This is a genomic window from Acidocella sp., assembly GCF_050253495.1.
GTDB lineage: Bacteria > Pseudomonadota > Alphaproteobacteria > Acetobacterales > Acetobacteraceae > Acidocella.
In genome coordinates this window covers 71,655-86,128 of the sequence record NZ_JBFWIX010000012.1, presented here as the reverse complement: position 1 = coordinate 86,128, position 14,474 = coordinate 71,655, and the positions used below count along the sequence as shown (strand labels likewise).

Annotated in this window: 15 protein-coding genes; 6 read left to right on the top strand and 9 right to left on the bottom strand. The window is 64.8% G+C overall.

All coding sequences use genetic code 11. The features are described from left to right. Positions 1 to 2 precede the first annotated feature (2 nt). The 7 genes from moaC to AB7D48_RS10905 all read right to left on the bottom strand — a co-directional run bounded on the left by moaC (position 3) and on the right by AB7D48_RS10905 (position 6,574). Positions 3 to 473, bottom strand: coding sequence for a cyclic pyranopterin monophosphate synthase MoaC (moaC, locus tag AB7D48_RS10935; protein WP_427978858.1), 471 nt, complete (start codon positions 471 to 473; stop codon positions 3 to 5). Further along, positions 470 to 1,273: an indole-3-glycerol phosphate synthase TrpC gene (gene trpC / locus AB7D48_RS10930; protein WP_427978855.1), complete on the bottom strand. Its 804-nt coding sequence runs from the start codon at positions 1,271 to 1,273 to the stop codon at positions 470 to 472. The genes moaC and trpC overlap by 4 nt, the downstream gene beginning before the upstream one ends. After that, positions 1,270 to 2,289: an anthranilate phosphoribosyltransferase gene (trpD, locus tag AB7D48_RS10925; RefSeq protein WP_427978852.1), complete on the bottom strand. Its 1,020-nt coding sequence runs from the start codon at positions 2,287 to 2,289 to the stop codon at positions 1,270 to 1,272. Before trpD ends, trpC begins: the two co-directional genes overlap by 4 nt. Next, complete coding sequence (locus AB7D48_RS10920) at positions 2,286 to 2,879, bottom strand: anthranilate synthase component II (protein ID WP_427978849.1); 594 nt, start codon at positions 2,877 to 2,879, stop codon at positions 2,286 to 2,288. Before AB7D48_RS10920 ends, trpD begins: the two co-directional genes overlap by 4 nt. 3 nt (positions 2,880 to 2,882) lie before the next feature. Beyond that, the gene (trpE, locus tag AB7D48_RS10915; protein ID WP_427978846.1) at positions 2,883 to 4,391 is read right to left on the bottom strand and encodes an anthranilate synthase component I; all 1,509 of its coding nucleotides are present in this window, start codon (positions 4,389 to 4,391) and stop codon (positions 2,883 to 2,885) included. A 10-nt stretch (positions 4,392 to 4,401) separates the two neighbouring features. After that, positions 4,402 to 6,276 carry a SurA N-terminal domain-containing protein gene (locus AB7D48_RS10910; protein ID WP_427978843.1) on the bottom strand — a complete coding sequence of 625 codons (1,875 nt, stop codon included), beginning with the start codon at positions 6,274 to 6,276 and terminating at the stop codon, positions 4,402 to 4,404. A gap of 124 nt (positions 6,277 to 6,400) precedes the next feature. Next, positions 6,401 to 6,574 carry a hypothetical protein gene (locus tag AB7D48_RS10905; protein ID WP_427978840.1) on the bottom strand — a complete coding sequence of 58 codons (174 nt, stop codon included), beginning with the start codon at positions 6,572 to 6,574 and terminating at the stop codon, positions 6,401 to 6,403. 131 nt (positions 6,575 to 6,705) lie between these two features. Here AB7D48_RS10905 and tpiA point away from each other — a divergent pair, with 131 nt between their 5' ends. Genes tpiA through AB7D48_RS10890 form a run of 3 tightly spaced genes read left to right on the top strand, consistent with a single transcriptional unit; the run spans position 6,706 to position 9,606 of the window. After that, positions 6,706 to 7,437: a triose-phosphate isomerase gene (gene tpiA, locus AB7D48_RS10900; RefSeq protein ID WP_427978837.1), complete on the top strand. Its 732-nt coding sequence runs from the start codon at positions 6,706 to 6,708 to the stop codon at positions 7,435 to 7,437. Between the two features lie 55 nt (positions 7,438 to 7,492). Further along, the gene (gene secG, locus AB7D48_RS10895; protein WP_427978834.1) at positions 7,493 to 7,921 is read left to right on the top strand and encodes a preprotein translocase subunit SecG; all 429 of its coding nucleotides are present in this window, start codon (positions 7,493 to 7,495) and stop codon (positions 7,919 to 7,921) included. 53 nt (positions 7,922 to 7,974) lie between these two features. Further along, a complete protein-coding gene (locus tag AB7D48_RS10890; protein ID WP_427978831.1) occupies positions 7,975 to 9,606 on the top strand; it encodes a CTP synthase in 1,632 nt (543 codons plus the stop codon). Between the two features lie 78 nt (positions 9,607 to 9,684). On the opposite strand, the gene AB7D48_RS10885 is transcribed toward AB7D48_RS10890, so the two are convergent. Continuing rightward, positions 9,685 to 10,689, bottom strand: coding sequence for a bile acid:sodium symporter family protein (locus AB7D48_RS10885; protein WP_427978828.1), 1,005 nt, complete (start codon positions 10,687 to 10,689; stop codon positions 9,685 to 9,687). A 128-nt stretch (positions 10,690 to 10,817) separates the two neighbouring features. Then, entirely contained in the window at positions 10,818 to 12,101 is a 1,284-nt protein-coding gene (locus AB7D48_RS10880) for an amidohydrolase family protein (protein WP_427978825.1), read from the bottom strand. Positions 12,102 to 12,187: 86 nt separating this feature from the next. Here AB7D48_RS10880 and AB7D48_RS10875 point away from each other — a divergent pair, with 86 nt between their 5' ends. From AB7D48_RS10875 to AB7D48_RS10865, 3 genes are read left to right on the top strand one after another with little or no spacing between them, the layout of a single operon-like run. Then, positions 12,188 to 12,607, top strand: a complete 420-nt coding sequence (locus AB7D48_RS10875) for a hypothetical protein (RefSeq protein ID WP_427978823.1) — start codon at positions 12,188 to 12,190, stop codon at positions 12,605 to 12,607. Further along, positions 12,604 to 13,635, top strand: coding sequence for a quinone-dependent dihydroorotate dehydrogenase (locus AB7D48_RS10870; RefSeq protein ID WP_427978820.1), 1,032 nt, complete (start codon positions 12,604 to 12,606; stop codon positions 13,633 to 13,635). Before AB7D48_RS10875 ends, AB7D48_RS10870 begins: the two co-directional genes overlap by 4 nt. Beyond that, positions 13,632 to 14,459, top strand: coding sequence for a TIGR01459 family HAD-type hydrolase (locus AB7D48_RS10865; protein ID WP_427978818.1), 828 nt, complete (start codon positions 13,632 to 13,634; stop codon positions 14,457 to 14,459). Before AB7D48_RS10870 ends, AB7D48_RS10865 begins: the two co-directional genes overlap by 4 nt. The last annotated feature ends 15 nt before the right edge of the window (positions 14,460 to 14,474 follow it).

Here is a 14,474-nt window from a genome sequence, read left to right as displayed (position 1 = left end):
GCTCATGGCGCTGAAAACTCTCCGCTCTTGCCACCGCTCTTGCGGGTGAGACGTACCGCCTCGATGCTCATGCACCTGTCCACGGCCTTCATCATGTCATAGATGGTCAACGCCGCCAGGCTCACCGCCGTCAACGCCTCCATCTCCACGCCAGTGCGCCCGGTGGTGCGGGCGACGGCGACAATCTCCACCGAAGCTTCCTCCACCGTGAGGCCGACCGTTACCATGTCCAGCGGCAAGGGATGGCAGAGCGGGATCAGCTCGCCGGTTTTCTTCGCGCCCATGATGCCCGCGATCCGCGCCGCCGCCAGCACGTCCCCCTTGGCGGCTTGGCCGTCGCGGATCAGAGACGCGGTTTCGGGCTTCATCATCACCCGGCCCCTGGCCTCGGCCTCGCGCGCCGTGACCGGCTTGGCCGAGACATCGACCATCCGCGCCGCGCCATCGGCCCCAATATGGGTCAGGTCGCTCAATGTCCTAGCAGCGCGCGCACGGCGGTGCTCACATCATCCTGGCGCATCAGCGATTCGCCGACCAGGAAGCCTTGCACGCAGACCTTGCGCAGCCGCTCGACATCCGCATGGGTCTTGATACCGGATTCAGAAATCAGAAACTTGTTCGGCGGGCAGAGGCTGGAGAGCGTCTCGGTGGTGGCGATGTCCGTCACCATGGTTTTCAGGTTACGGTTATTGATGCCGAGCAAGGGGGTTTGCAGCAGCAGCGCGCGCTCCAGCTCCTGTTCCTCATGCACCTCCACCAGCACGTCCATGTCCAGCGCCCGGGCAAGCCCTTCCAGCTCGCGCGCCTTGGTGTCGTCCAGCGCCGCCATGATCAGCAGGATACAATCCGCCCCCATCGCGCGGCTTTCATAGATCTGATACTCATCCAGCATGAAATCCTTGCGCAGCACGGGCAGTTCCACCGCTTCGCGCGCCGCGCGCAGATGTTCCGGCGTGCCTTGGAAATATGTCTCATCCGTCAGCACGGACAAACAGGTCGCCCCCGCCGCCTCATAGGCACGGGCCAGAGTCGAGGGGTCGAAATCCGGACGAATCAGCCCGCCGGAAGGCGAGGCTTTCTTGATCTCGGCGATCAGGCCCGCCCGATCCTCGGCCGCCTTGTCCATCAGTGCCCTGGCGAAACCGCGTGTCTTGCCCGCATCCCGCGCCTCGGCCTTCAACTCGTCCAGCGGTTTCGCGGCCTGACGCTCGGCGACCTCCGCGCGCTTATGGGCACAGATCTTCGCCAGCACGTCGTCAACCATCATGTTCATATCTGCTCTCCGGACACACTCTTCAGCCGTTCAAGAACCGCCAGAGCCGTACCTTCATCAATTGCCTTCGCCGCCTGGGACACACCCTGGGGCAATGTCTCCACCCGCCCCGCCACCACCAAAGCGGCGGCGGCGTTCAGCAGCACCGTATCACGATAAGCCCCTTTTTCTCCGCGCAGCAGGGCCAGAAGCGCGTGAGCGTTATAGCTGGCATCGCCGCCCTTCAAGGCCGCCGAGGGGGCCGAAGCCAGCCCGGCCTCCATCGCCGTGACGCTAAACACCTCGATGCGGCCCGCCTTGAGGGAGACGACATCGTTCCTTCCCTCCAGGACCAGCTCGTCCATGCCGCCGCCATGCACCACCCAGGCGGATTCGGTGCCAAGGTCGCGCAGCGTCTCCGCCACCGGGCGCAGCCAAGCAGGATCATACACCCCCATCAGCTGGCGCGTCACCCCGGCGGGATTGGCCATCGGACCGGTGAGATTGAACAATGTGCGCGTGCCCAGCTCCACCCGCACCGGTGCGGCATGACGCAGCGCCGGATGGTGGCGCGGCGCGAACAGAAACACGCATCCCACATCGCGCAAAATCCCCGAAAGCCGGTCCAGCGGCGGCTCGATCGCCACGCCCAGGGCCGCCAGCACATCGGCGGCTCCCGAACGCGAGGACAGCGCCTTGTTGCCATGCTTGGCCACCGGCACGCCGCAGGCCGCCAGCACGAAGGTGGCGGCGGTGGAGATATTGAGGCTGGCGGCACCATCCCCGCCCGTGCCGCAGACATCGATGGCGCCTTCCGGCGCCTCGATCCGCGTCATGCGCTTGCGCATGGCGGTCACGGCGCCGGTGAGTTCCGGCACCGTCTCGCCGCGCACGCGCATGGCCATCAGCATCCCGCCGATCTGCGCCGGGGTGGCCTGCCCGTCCATCACCACGCCGAAGGCATCCTCCGCCTCGGCGGCGGACAAGCTTTCACCGCGGCCCAGCCGCGCCAATACCGGTTTAAGCGAGGTACTCACGCGCCAACCGGCGCCTTTACCCCCGCCAGACGCAGGAAATTGCGGAGAATATCATGGCCATGGGACGTGGCGATGCTCTCCGGATGGAACTGCACGCCATAAATCGGCAATTCCTCATGACGCAGCCCCATGACGATGCCATCCTCCGTCCAGGCGGTGGGCACCAGGCTGGCGGGCAGGCTGGAGCGCTGCACGATGAGCGAATGATAGCGCGTGGCGGTGAACGGGTTGGGCAGCCCGGCGAACACATCCGTATTATCGTGAAAGACCGGGCTGGTCTTGCCATGCACGGGTTCAGGGGCGCGCACCACCTGCCCGCCAAAAGCCTGCCCGATGGCCTGATGCCCCAGACACACGCCGAACAAGGGGATTTTCGCCTCGGCGGCGGCCTGCACCATGGGCAGGCAGATGCCCGCCTCGTTGGGCGTGCAGGGGCCAGGCGAGAGCACCACCGCCTCCGGCGCCATGGCCAGCACGTCCCGCGTGCTCAGCGCATCGTTACGTTTCACCACGCAATCGGCGCCAAGATCGCCGAAGAACTGCACCAGATTGAAAGTGAAGCTATCGTAATTGTCGATCAGAAGAATCATCGCTCAAACCTCCGGCGCGGCGACATAACGCACCGCATCCTCGGCGGCGCGGAACAAGGCCCGCGCCTTCTGCACGCTTTCCATATATTCGGCCTCGGCGTCGGAATCGGCCACCACGCCGACCCCCGCCTGCACATACATCTTGCCGTCCTTCACCAGAGCCGTGCGCAGGGCGATGCAGGTATCCATATCGCCATTGGCGGCGAAATAGCCGATGCACCCCGCATAGAGCCCGCGCCGCGAAGGCTCCAGCTCCTCGATGATCTGCATCGCCCGCACCTTCGGGGCGCCGGAGAGCGTGCCCGCGGGAAAACCGGCAATCAGGGCGTCCAACGCCTCCAAGTCCGGTTTCAGCTTGCCCTCCACGGTCGAGGAAATATGCATCACATGCGAAAACCGTTCGATGGCGAAGCTTTCCGCCACCCGCACCGAGCCGGTTTGGGAGACACGGCCGACATCGTTGCGGCCGAGATCGAGCAGCATCAGATGCTCGGCCCTCTCCTTCGGGTCGGCCAGCAGATCCTGCTCCAGCGCCACATCTTCCTCGGTGGTGGCGCCACGCTTGCGCGTCCCCGCCAGCGGGCGGATCGTCACCGTGCCCTCGCGCAGCCGCACCAGAATCTCCGGCGAGGAACCGACGGCCTGAAAAGCCCCAAAATCCAAGAAGAACAGGAAGGGGGCGGGGTTGATTCTGCGCAAGGAGCGATACAGCGCGAAGGGCGGTAAGGAGAACGGCGCCTCGAAACGCTGGGAGGGCACGATCTGGAAGGCATCGCCCGCGCGGATATAGTTCTTGGCCGTCTCCACAACGCCCAGAAACTCGTCCTTCTCCATGTTGGAGCTTTGCTCAATCGGCGCCAGCAGCCTGCCGGTGAGCGGCGGCACTGGTTTTTCCAGCGCCTGCGCCAGAGCGTTGAGCCTGGCCTCGGCGGTGGCGTAGGCCTGGGCGGCGTCCACCCCCGCGCGCGGATAGACCGGGGCGGCCAGCGTGATCTCATCCGTCACGCCGTCGAACACGATCAGCAGGCCGGGACGGGTGAGAATGGCCTCGGGAATGCCGAGCACATCCGGCTTTAACGCCGGCAGCTCCTCCATCAACCGCACCATGTCGTAGCCAAGATAGCCATGCAGCCCGCCAATGCCCGGCGGCAGCCCTTCCGGCACTTCAAGGCGCGTCTCGGCGATCAGGCCACGAAGATTTTTCAACGGCGCTTCCAGCACCTGGGTAAACGCCTCCGGCGCTTGCGCGGCGTCGCGGTTTACCGAGACCACGCCATGCTCGCATTTCCACACCAAGTCCGGCGCCATGCCGATGAAGGAATAGCGCCCGCGCGCCGCGCCGCCTTCCACGCTTTCCAGCAGGAAGGAATAAGGCTGGCCATGCGCCACCTTCAGGAAGGCGGCGACGGGGGTAAGCAAATCCGCGATCCCGTGACGCCAGACCAGCGCGCCACGGCCCTGATCATAGGCGGCGCGGAAAGTCTCGAAACGGTCTGGCGAAACGGCGTTCATATCATCCTGCTTACTGATAGAGTTGCGAAAATAGTTTCTGGTTCACTGTCACCTTGTCACGTGCCTGAAGCCCGGCCAGGAAACTCCCGCCCAGATCATCCTGCAAGGATTTATTGAGATTCTCCCGCAGCCGCGCATAGCCGGCCGGGTCGCTCTGCGGGGTCGGCTCCTGCACCTGGGTCAACACCGCCACGGTAAAGCTCGTGCTGTTATTGAGCATCGTCGCCTCACCCTGTTTCAAGCTGAACAGCACCGGCACCAATTGCGACGGTTCGCCCTGCGGCTGCGCCCCGCTGGTATAAGGCGGGCTTTGCGTGACGCTCAACCCATCCGCCGCCGCCGCCATATTCAGATTCGCACCGCTATTGACCGCATGCATCAGGTCGGCGGCCTTCACCTCGGCCTCGCGTTTTTGCTGCTGGCGTGTCCAGACCGCAAGCACATGCGCCCTGGCCTGGGCGAAAGGCGTCACCGCCGGGGCGGTCACATCCTGGACGGCCAGCGCGTAATAGCTGCCATCGGGCCCGCTCTGCAGTTTCGGCGCCTGACCTTTCGACGCCGCGAAAGCAGCCTTGACGATGGCGCTCTTCAACGCGTTCCCGCCGGGAATCGGCGCGGCGGCGCCATCCGGCGCATTGCCGTCGGCATCCAGCGTGCCTTCCACCGCAACCAGCCCGAGATTGCCAGGAAGCTGATTCAGCGGCGTCTGCCCGGCCAGCGCGTCCTGCAGCGCATCCAGATTTTTCGCCACCGCCGCCTGGGCCATCTGCAACTGCAATTGTCCCGTCACCTGCGTGGTGAGCTGCGCCTTGTCGGGGCCGCTCTGGCCGGTGGCGGTCACCTTGAACACATACATGCCCAGGCTGCCCGCGATCGGCCCCACCACCTCTCCCTTCTGGGCGGAAAACACCGCCTGCGCCAAGGAGGCTGAGGGAATCTGATCCTGCTGCATCTTGCTCAACGGCACCGGCGTGGCGTGATATTGCTTGGCCAGGGCCTGCATCCTGTCCCAGCTCGCCCCTTTCTGCCAGGCCGCCATGAGCTGCGAGGCATCGGCCAGATCCTCCACCGACAGCACCTCGGCGCTGCGCACCGGCACGCTGGGGCTGGTGGCCTCGGCACGCGCCACGGCGGCGTCGATCTGCGCCTGTGGCACGGTTTCATCTGGCGCCAGCAAAGCCGGCGACAAGATCACCACCTGCACCTTGCGATATTCCGGCGCGGTGAAATCCCCCTGATGGTTCAACCAGTAACGGTGCAGCACCGCGTCGGCGGGCGCGGCGGGTGCCGCCTGGGCCGCCACCGGGATATTCACGAGCGAGGCCGTGCGCTGCTCATCAAGCAGGGCGAAAATCGGGTTCAGCATGGTCTTGGGCACCGCCGCCCCATTGACCAGCGGCGTGATCAATTGCCGTTCGATCACCTCGTCCTTGATCTCGTCGATGAAACTATCCTGCGAGATGCCGTTCTGCGCCAGCAACTGGGTGAACTTGGCCTTGTCGAACACGCCATTGGTCTGGAAGGCCGGGATTGTGTCCAGCACCGCGCGCACGGCGGCATCGGGCACGCCCAACCCATATTGCACGGCGGCCTGGCGCAATATTTCTTGGCGGATGGCATCCGACAACGCCTGCTGGGCAAGCTGGCGCCGCACCATCTGGTCCGGCTGGCGCCCCTGCTGCTGATACTGGTTCAGCGCGCGCTGATACGCCGCCTGCACCACGCTGATATCAACGGGCTTGCCCGCGACCGTGGCCACGGCGGTGGGACTCCCCGTCAAAGTGAAGACGTTGGAAACGCCCCAAAAGACGAAAATCACAATGAGCAGCACGAAAAAAATCCGCGCCACCCAGCTTGCCATTAAATTCCGGACCCAGACCAGCATCGTCTCTCTTTACCCAAAACCGCCGCCTCTATAGCTAGGCGGCATGAACTGGGCAATTCAGAGGCTACGGTATACCGGCCGCGCGCCATTGCGCGGCATGCTCACGGCCGGTATCCCAAATGGCTCAATACAGCCCCTGCAAGGCAGCGGCATCGAGCACCTGACGGGCGGGGGCATGGGAGATACGGGCGCGCGGCGGGCGCGCCTCGGTGGCGGGTTTGACGCCGGAAACAGCCATGGCGCGCACCATCAGCAGCGACACGGCGGCAAGGGCCAGGATGGCCAGAAAGAACAGCATCCGAAATTCTCCTCTACTGGAAACAGCCTCAATATGCTGCGCCGCAGCATCGGAATAAAAGCGGTTTTGCTGCATGGCAGCAAAACCAAATCCTCAAGCAACGTGCAATATTAATCAGAAGGGAACGCGGCATGCGGCAACTTATTGCGGGCAACTGGAAAATGTTCGGCAAGCTGGCGGATGTTCCGGCCTATGCCAGCGCGGTTCTCGCCGCCCCCACGCATGTGGATCTGCTCGTCTGCCCGCCCTTCACCCTGCTGGACCGTTTTGCCGCGGCCCTGAAAGGCAGCCAGGTGGCGCTGGGTGGGCAGGATTGCCACGCCAATCCGCAAGGCGCACATACAGGCGACATCGCCGCGCCAATGCTGGCCGAGGTCGGCGCGCGCTATGTGATTCTGGGCCATTCCGAACGGCGCAACGACCATGGCGAGGCCAATGCCGTGATTCGCGCCAAGACGGAGGCGGCCATGGCGGCCGGGCTCATCCCCATTGTCTGCGTGGGCGAAACCGAGGCCGAGCGCGAAGCCGGCGAAGCCATGCAAGTGGTGCGCAGCCAACTTCAGCACTCCCTGCCCGCCGGATTCGCGGGCGTCGCGGCCTATGAGCCGGTCTGGGCCATCGGCACCGGGCGCACCCCCACGGAAACCGATATAACCGCCATGCATGCCGACATCCGCGCCGCCCTGCTGGCGCAGCTCGGGGAGGCGGGCGCGAAAATCCAGATTCTCTATGGCGGTTCGGTGAAACCCGGCAATGCCGCCAGCCTGCTCGCTTTGCCCGAGGTCGGCGGCGCGCTGGTCGGCGGCGCCAGCCTGAAGGCGGAGGATTTTCTGGCCATCGCCAATGCGGCACCGCGCGGTTGAACTATCCGCGCCCAGGCTCTAGAAGCGCGCCTGATTTTATTTTCCGGATTTTTCGATGATCAAGGTTCTTCTCGTGCTGCATGTGTTCGTCACCGTGGCGCTGATCGGTGTTGTGCTGATCCAGCGCAGCGAGGGCGGCGGTCTGGGTCTTGGCGGTGGCCAGGGCATGGGCAACTTCATGACCGGGCGCGGCACGGCGAACCTGCTCACCCGCACCACCGCCATTCTGGGCACGGCCTTCTTCGTGCTCTCCCTGGCGCTGGCACTGCTCTACAAGGGCAGCACCACCAGCGGCAACGCGGCGATCCTGAACGGCCCGGCCCCGGCATCCCCCTCGGCGCCAGCCCCCAGCGGCACACCGGCGGCCCCCGCCACGGCCCCCGCCGCCAACACGCCCGCCGTGCCTTCGCCCTCCTCCTTGCCGCAAACCCCGGCCGACGCCGTGCCCGCGCCGGCTACCCCCGCGTCTGGCAAGGCGCAGTAATACCGCGCGGCCCTCTTCTCTCCCTTGGCGCGACTCATGTAAGGTTGGATTCCATGACGCGGTTCGTTTTCATCACCGGCGGCGTGGTTTCGTCCCTCGGTAAGGGCATTGCCTCGGCGGCCCTCGGTTCCCTGCTGCAAGCCAGGGGTTATTCGGTCCGGCTGCGCAAGCTGGACCCCTATCTCAATGTCGATCCGGGCACGATGAGTCCCTACCAGCATGGTGAGGTGTTCGTGACCGACGACGGGGCGGAGACCGACCTGGATCTCGGCCATTATGAGCGCTTCACCGGCGTGCACGCCAACAAGGCGGACAATGCCACCACCGGCAAGATCTACTCCGAGGTCATCGCCAAGGAGCGCCGGGGCGATTATTTGGGCGCCACCGTCCAGGTCATTCCGCACATCACCGACGCCATCAAGGAAACCATCCTCAACCAGACGGATGGGCTAGATTTCGTACTGGTCGAGATCGGCGGCACGGTGGGCGACATCGAATCCTTGCCCTTCCTGGAGGCCATCCGCCAGCTTGGCAACGAGCTGACCCCGGCGCAGGCAATGTTCGTGCACCTGACCCTGGTGCCCTATATTCCCTCCGCCGGCGAGCTGAAGACCAAGCCGACCCAGCATTCGGTGAAGGAGCTGCAAAATGTCGGCATCCAGCCGCACATGCTGATTTGCCGCTGCGACCGTCCGATTCCGGAAAATGAACGTCGCAAGATCGCCAGTTTCTGCAATGTCCGCCCGGAAGCCGTGGTGCCCGCCCTGGATGTGGACACGATCTACACCGTGCCCATTTCCTACCATGAGGCCGGAATGGACCGGGAGGTGCTGCGCCATTTCGGCCTGCCCTTCGAAACCGAGCCCAACCTCTCGCGCTGGCGCGACATCATCGAGACCGTGCGCTTCCCCGAGGGGGAGGTGCGAATCGCGGTGGTGGGCAAATACACCAACCTGCTGGACAGCTATAAGTCCCTCGCCGAGGCGCTGGCCCATGGCGGCATCGCCAATAAGGTGAAGGTGAAGCTGGACTGGATGGATGCCGAGATCTTCGAGCAGCCGGACGCCGTGGAACAGCTGGAAGGCGTGCACGGCATCCTGGTACCGGGCGGCTTCGGAGAGCGCGGCAGCCAGGGCAAGATCGAGGCGGTGCGCTTTGCCCGCGAGCATAAGGTGCCGTTCCTTGGCATCTGTTTTGGCATGCAGATGGCCGTGATCGAATGCGCGCGCAATCTGGCGGGTATGGAGAGCGCCTCCTCCACCGAGTTCGGCCCCTGCGAAACCCCCATTGTCGGGCTGATGACCGAATGGGCGCGCGATAACGAGATCGAACGCCGCCGCGCGGACGGCGATCTGGGCGGCACGATGCGCCTGGGCGCCTTCCCGGCCATGCTCGCCCAAGGCTCGCTGGTGCGCGAGGTTTACAACGGCGCCGCCAATATCGAGGAGCGCCACCGGCACCGTTACGAGGTGAATATCCATTATCGCGACCAGCTTGAGGCGAAGGGGCTGCGCTTCTCCGGCCTTTCACCCGATGGGGTGCTGCCGGAAATCGTCGAATATCCCAGCCATCCCTGGTTCATCGGCGTGCAATATCATCCCGAGCTGAAATCCAAGCCCTTCGCGCCGCACCCGCTCTTCCGGGGGTTCATCGCGGCGGCGGTCAAACAGTCTCGGATGGTCTGAGACCTTCTCCACATGCCGCCTTTTCCGGGACAGGCGGCCAGTTCACGCAAGGCACGGAGGCGTTTCGGATATCCGGCTCTATTCCGCCGAATAGACCGAAACCCCCTCCGCCTTCAGCCCCGCCTCGTACTGGCGCGCATAGCGCTTGGCGAGCACGGCGCAGACCATGAGCTGCATCTGATGAAAAATGATAAGCGGCAGCACGATCAGCCCCACCGTGGAGGCGCTGAACAGCACGTTCGCCATCGGCACGCCCGTCGCCGCGCTTTTCTTGGAGCCGCAGAACACGATGGCGACCTCCTCCGGCTTGGCAAAGCCCAGCAGGCGGCTGCCAAAGGTGGTGATGAGCAGCACCAGGGCCAGCAGCACGGCATTGGCGACGACGATCTCGGCAAAACCAGACAACGGCAATTGATGCCATAGCCCGCGCATCACCGCGGCGCTGAAAGCCGTGTACACGACCAGGATAATCGAGCCACGATCAGTGATCTTCAGGATATTCCTGTTACGCGCGGCCCAATCGGCGATCCAGGGGCGCAACAGCTGACCGATGAGGAAAGGCAGCAATAATTCCAGAAACACCGCCCCCACACCGCGCAACCCGTCATCGCCGCCCCCCGCCCCTTGCGTGTTGAGCAGCAGGCCCGACATGAGCGGCGTCACGATCACGCCCAGCAGGGTCGAGAATGTGGCCGAACAAATCGCCGCCGGTACATTGCCATGCGCGATCGAGGTGAAGGCGATCGAAGATTGCACGGTGGAGGGCAGCAGCGAGATATAGAGCAGCCCCACCATCACGGCCGGGCTGATGAGATGCGGGAACAAGCCCCGGAACCCGAAGGCCAGGGCCGGAAAAATCACGAACGTGCTGAACAGGATGGTCAGATGCAGCCGCCAATGGGCCAGCCCCGAAATGACGGCCTCCCGCGACAGCCGCGCCCCCTGCATGAAGAACATCGCGGCGATGGCCAACGTCGTCAGATGGCTGAAAATAACGGCCCCGATGCCATGGCAAGGAACGATCGAGGCGACAATCACCGTCGCCACGATGGCCAAGGTAAAGCCATCAGGGAGAAACTGCATGATTTTCTTCATATGGGCCTCATAGACGCCCGGCTTGGCTCAACGAAAGCATGGCGATGGCGCCAAGGGGCGAAAAGCCCGGGCAGCAGCCATGCGCCCCATGCCCGGCTTGGCCCTCCCCCCCCCCCTCACCCGAGATTTTTCCGGGTGAAATCCAGATGGCGCGTCTCCTCGCCAAACCTCACCACCGCCTCGCGCGGCGCGCTCTCGGCCAGTATCGCCCCCCGCCGGATCACATAAAGCCGCTCCGCGCGCAAGCGGATCGCCTCCATCTCGTCCTCGGCCTGCAATATCACCAGATCCGCGCGGCAGCCTGGTTCCAACCCGTAGCCTTCGAGGGCCATGATCCGGGCGGGCACCTCGGTCACCGCGCCGAAACAGGCGTCGATCTCCTTCAGCCCGGTCAATTGCCCCACATGCAGCCCCATTCCGGCCACCTCCAGCATGTCGTGGCTGCCCAGGCTGTACCACGGGTCCATCACGCAATCATGGCCGAACCCCACGGGCACACCCGCCTGCATCAGCTCCTTCACCCGGGTCATGCCCCGCCGCTTCGGGTAGGTATCGTTCCGTCCTTGCAGGGTGATGTTGATCAGCGGATTGGCGATGGCGGCGATTCCCGCCTCGGCCATCAACGGAATGAGCTTCGTGACGTAATAATTATCCATCGAGTGCATTGAAGTGAGATGCGAGCCCGCCACCCGCCCAGCCATGCCATGACGCCGCGTTTCCGCCGTGAGCGTCTCAATATGGCGCGAGAGCGGATCGTCCGTCTCGTCGCAATGCATGTCCACCAACCGCCCCTCATCGGCGGCGATCCGCATCAATGCCTGCACCGAGAGCCGGCCATCCTCCATGGTGCGCTCGAAATGAGGAATGCCACCCACGACATCGAGCCCCATTTTCAACGCCTTGCGGAGATTTTCCTCAGATTTTCCATAGCGGTAGAACCCGTCTTGCGGAAACGCCACCAATTGCAGATCGATCCAGGGGGCGATGTCGCGCTTGAGCTGTACCAGGGCCTCCACCGCCAGCAGCCGGTCGTCGCACACATCCACATGGGAGCGTATGGCCAGCGTGCCGCGCGCGGCGGACCAATAGCAAAGCTTCCTGGCGCGCTCGTAAATCGCCTCCTGGGTGAGATGCGGTTTCAGCTCGCCCCAGAGGGCAATGCCTTCCAGCAACGTGCCGGAGGCATTCAGGCGCGGCAAGCCGAGCGACAGGGTGGAATCCATATGCACATGCGAATCGACGAAGGGCGGGCAAACCAGCCGGCCCGTGGCGTCGATCTCCCGTGCCGCCTGCCCTTGCAATGCCGCCCCCACCGCCGCGATCCGCCCCTGGCGCACCGCGATATCCACCCCCTTGCGCCCACCGGGCAGATTCGCGTTGCGGATGAACAGATCGTACATGGACTTCGCCTCAACTACCGGAAACCTCGCGCCAGCATGGCCTCCGGCTTGTTGCCGCGCAAGCGGCCTGCGACTACATGTTGCATATGCGCCGCGCCCTTTTTTTGCTCCCCGCCCTCGCCCTGGCCTCCTGCGCCCCGCTGGGCCGCCAGACATTCGCCCCCAACCCCGTGGGAGCGGACACGCAAAGCATCGCGGCGGCGGATGCCTTCAAGAACCGCATTCCCCTGGTCTCCATCCTGCCCGATACGCGGGATTTCCAGGCGCCGCTGAAAAGCGCCGTGAAGCAGGCCTTGGCCATCAAGCCGGACGCCAGCTTCGAGGTGATGGCCGAAGCCCCCGCCACCGGCAATCCCGATGCCGACGCCAAGACCCTCGCCGGCCTCGCGCCACAGGCCAAAGCCATCGCCAAATCCATCATCGCCGATGGCGTACCCGCCACACGTGTGAGTTCCGGCGCCAAGACCGCTGGGTTGGACGCGGTTATTCTCGTCTATGTGAAATGATCCTCGCGCCGCCCTTCCTGATGCCGGCCCTGCGCAGGCTGGACCCCGAACGCGCCCATACTCTTTCGCTCCTGGCCTTGCGCTGGGGGCTGGCCGGCCGGGACACACGGCCGGATGCGCCCATTCTCTCCACCCAGGCCTTTGGCCGATCTCTCAGCAACCCCATCGGCCTCGCCGCCGGGTTCGACAAGAATGCCCAGGCCGTCACCGCCCTGGGGCGGCTGGGCTTTGGCTTCGTGGAAGCGGGCACCGTCACACCGCGCCCGCAACCGGGCAACCCGCGCCCACGCCTGTTCCGCCTCACCGAGGACAAGGCGGTGATCAACCGCATGGGCTTCAACAATGCCGGTCTGGAGGCCTACATCGCCAATCTCAGGCAGGTCGACCGCAGCGCCCTGGTGCTGGGGGCGAATGTCGGCATCAACAAGGAAGGCGCCGATCCGGAACGCGATTACCCCGCCCTGGTCACGGCGGTCGCCCCTCATGCCGACTATATCACCATCAACATCTCCTCACCCAACACACCGGGCCTGCGGGATCTTCAATCCGAACAGCGCCTCGCCGCGATCCTCGAAGGCATCGCCAGCCCTAAGCCGGTCTATGTGAAAATCGCGCCGGATCTTTCGGAAGAGGGGCTGGAGGCGGTGATCGCGACCGCCATGCGGCACAATGTCGCCGGGCTGATCGTCTCCAACACCACCATCGCCCGGCCGGACAGCCTGAAAAGCCCGCTTAAGCGCGAAACCGGCGGGCTGTCCGGCGCGCCCTTGTTCGCCCCCTCCACCGCCATGTTGGCGCGAGCCTATAAGCTCGCGGGCAAACATCTGGCCTTCATCGGCGCGGGGGGCGTGTTCACGGCGGAAGACGCCTTGGCCAAGCTGCTGGCCGGCGCCTCTCTGGTGCAGATCTATTCCGGTTTCGCTTATCAGGGCCCCGCGATGCTGCCGAAGCTGAAGGCCGGGCTGGCCGGGCTGCTGCGCCAGCGCGGCTTCTCCAGCGTCTCCGAAGCGGTGGGAGCGGGTTTATGAGCGGTTTCGGCGCGCTGGCACGGCATTATGACGGGTTCATCGTCGATCTCTGGGGGGTGGTGCATGATGGCTTCACCCCCTATCCCGGCGTGCTGGATTGCCTGGAACGGCTGCGCGAGGCCGGAAAACGGGTGGTGTTTCTCTCCAACGCCCCGCGCCGTCCGCACGGCATCGCGCGCATGCTCGCCAGCATGGGGGTCACGCCAGATCTCTATGCGGGCATCATGTCCAGCGGCGAGGCGGTGCATCTGGGCCTCAAGGAACGTCCAGCGGAATTCGCCACATTGGGCAGACGGCTATATCATCTCGGCCCGCCGCGCGACCGGGACGTGTTCGACACACTGAATTACGAGGAGGCCGCGGCCCCGGAGGCCGCGGATTTCGTGCTGAATACCGGGCCAGACGATGAGCTTGGCCCTCATGACCCCGCGCTGTACCGCCCGGTTCTCTCCGCCTGCCTGCGCGCCGGGCTGAAAATGATCTGCGCCAACCCCGACCTCGAAGTGATCAAGGGTGGGGAACGCATCATCTGCGCGGGGTATCTCGCCCAGCTTTACGAGGCCGATGGCGGCCAAGTGATCCAACGCGGCAAGCCAGACGCCGCCATTTACCAGCCCACGCTGGACATGCTCGGCACCGTGCCCGCGCGCACCCTTGCCGTCGGCGATTCGCTGCGCACCGACATAGCCGGCGCCAAGGCCGCCGGCCTGGATAGCTGCTGGGTTCTCTCAGGCATCCATGCCGCGCAGCCCGCGCAAGCCCCCGCGGAGGCCGCCGCCTCCGGCCTGCATCCCGCCGCCATCCTGCCCGGCCTCTCGTGGTAGAAGGCGAAACAACGA

Excerpts from the sequence above, each read along its gene's own strand:
- AB7D48_RS10890 (WP_427978831.1), top strand. The coding sequence starts at position 7,975 with ATGACGCGGTTCGTTTTCATCACCGGCGGCGTGGTTTCGTCCCTCGGT.
- trpC (WP_427978855.1), bottom strand. The coding sequence starts at position 1,273 with ATGAACATGATGGTTGACGACGTGCTGGCGAAGATCTGTGCCCATAAG.
- AB7D48_RS10905 (WP_427978840.1), bottom strand. The coding sequence starts at position 6,574 with ATGCTGTTCTTTCTGGCCATCCTGGCCCTTGCCGCCGTGTCGCTGCTG.
- AB7D48_RS10865 (WP_427978818.1), top strand. The coding sequence starts at position 13,632 with ATGAGCGGTTTCGGCGCGCTGGCACGGCATTATGACGGGTTCATCGTC.
- secG (WP_427978834.1), top strand. The coding sequence starts at position 7,493 with ATGATCAAGGTTCTTCTCGTGCTGCATGTGTTCGTCACCGTGGCGCTG.
- AB7D48_RS10885 (WP_427978828.1), bottom strand. The coding sequence starts at position 10,689 with ATGCAGTTTCTCCCTGATGGCTTTACCTTGGCCATCGTGGCGACGGTG.
- tpiA (WP_427978837.1), top strand. The coding sequence starts at position 6,706 with ATGCGGCAACTTATTGCGGGCAACTGGAAAATGTTCGGCAAGCTGGCG.
- AB7D48_RS10880 (WP_427978825.1), bottom strand. The coding sequence starts at position 12,101 with ATGTACGATCTGTTCATCCGCAACGCGAATCTGCCCGGTGGGCGCAAG.
- AB7D48_RS10875 (WP_427978823.1), top strand. The coding sequence starts at position 12,188 with ATGCGCCGCGCCCTTTTTTTGCTCCCCGCCCTCGCCCTGGCCTCCTGC.
- AB7D48_RS10920 (WP_427978849.1), bottom strand. The coding sequence starts at position 2,879 with ATGATTCTTCTGATCGACAATTACGATAGCTTCACTTTCAATCTGGTG.
- trpE (WP_427978846.1), bottom strand. The coding sequence starts at position 4,391 with ATGAACGCCGTTTCGCCAGACCGTTTCGAGACTTTCCGCGCCGCCTAT.
- AB7D48_RS10870 (WP_427978820.1), top strand. The coding sequence starts at position 12,604 with ATGATCCTCGCGCCGCCCTTCCTGATGCCGGCCCTGCGCAGGCTGGAC.
- AB7D48_RS10910 (WP_427978843.1), bottom strand. The coding sequence starts at position 6,276 with ATGCTGGTCTGGGTCCGGAATTTAATGGCAAGCTGGGTGGCGCGGATT.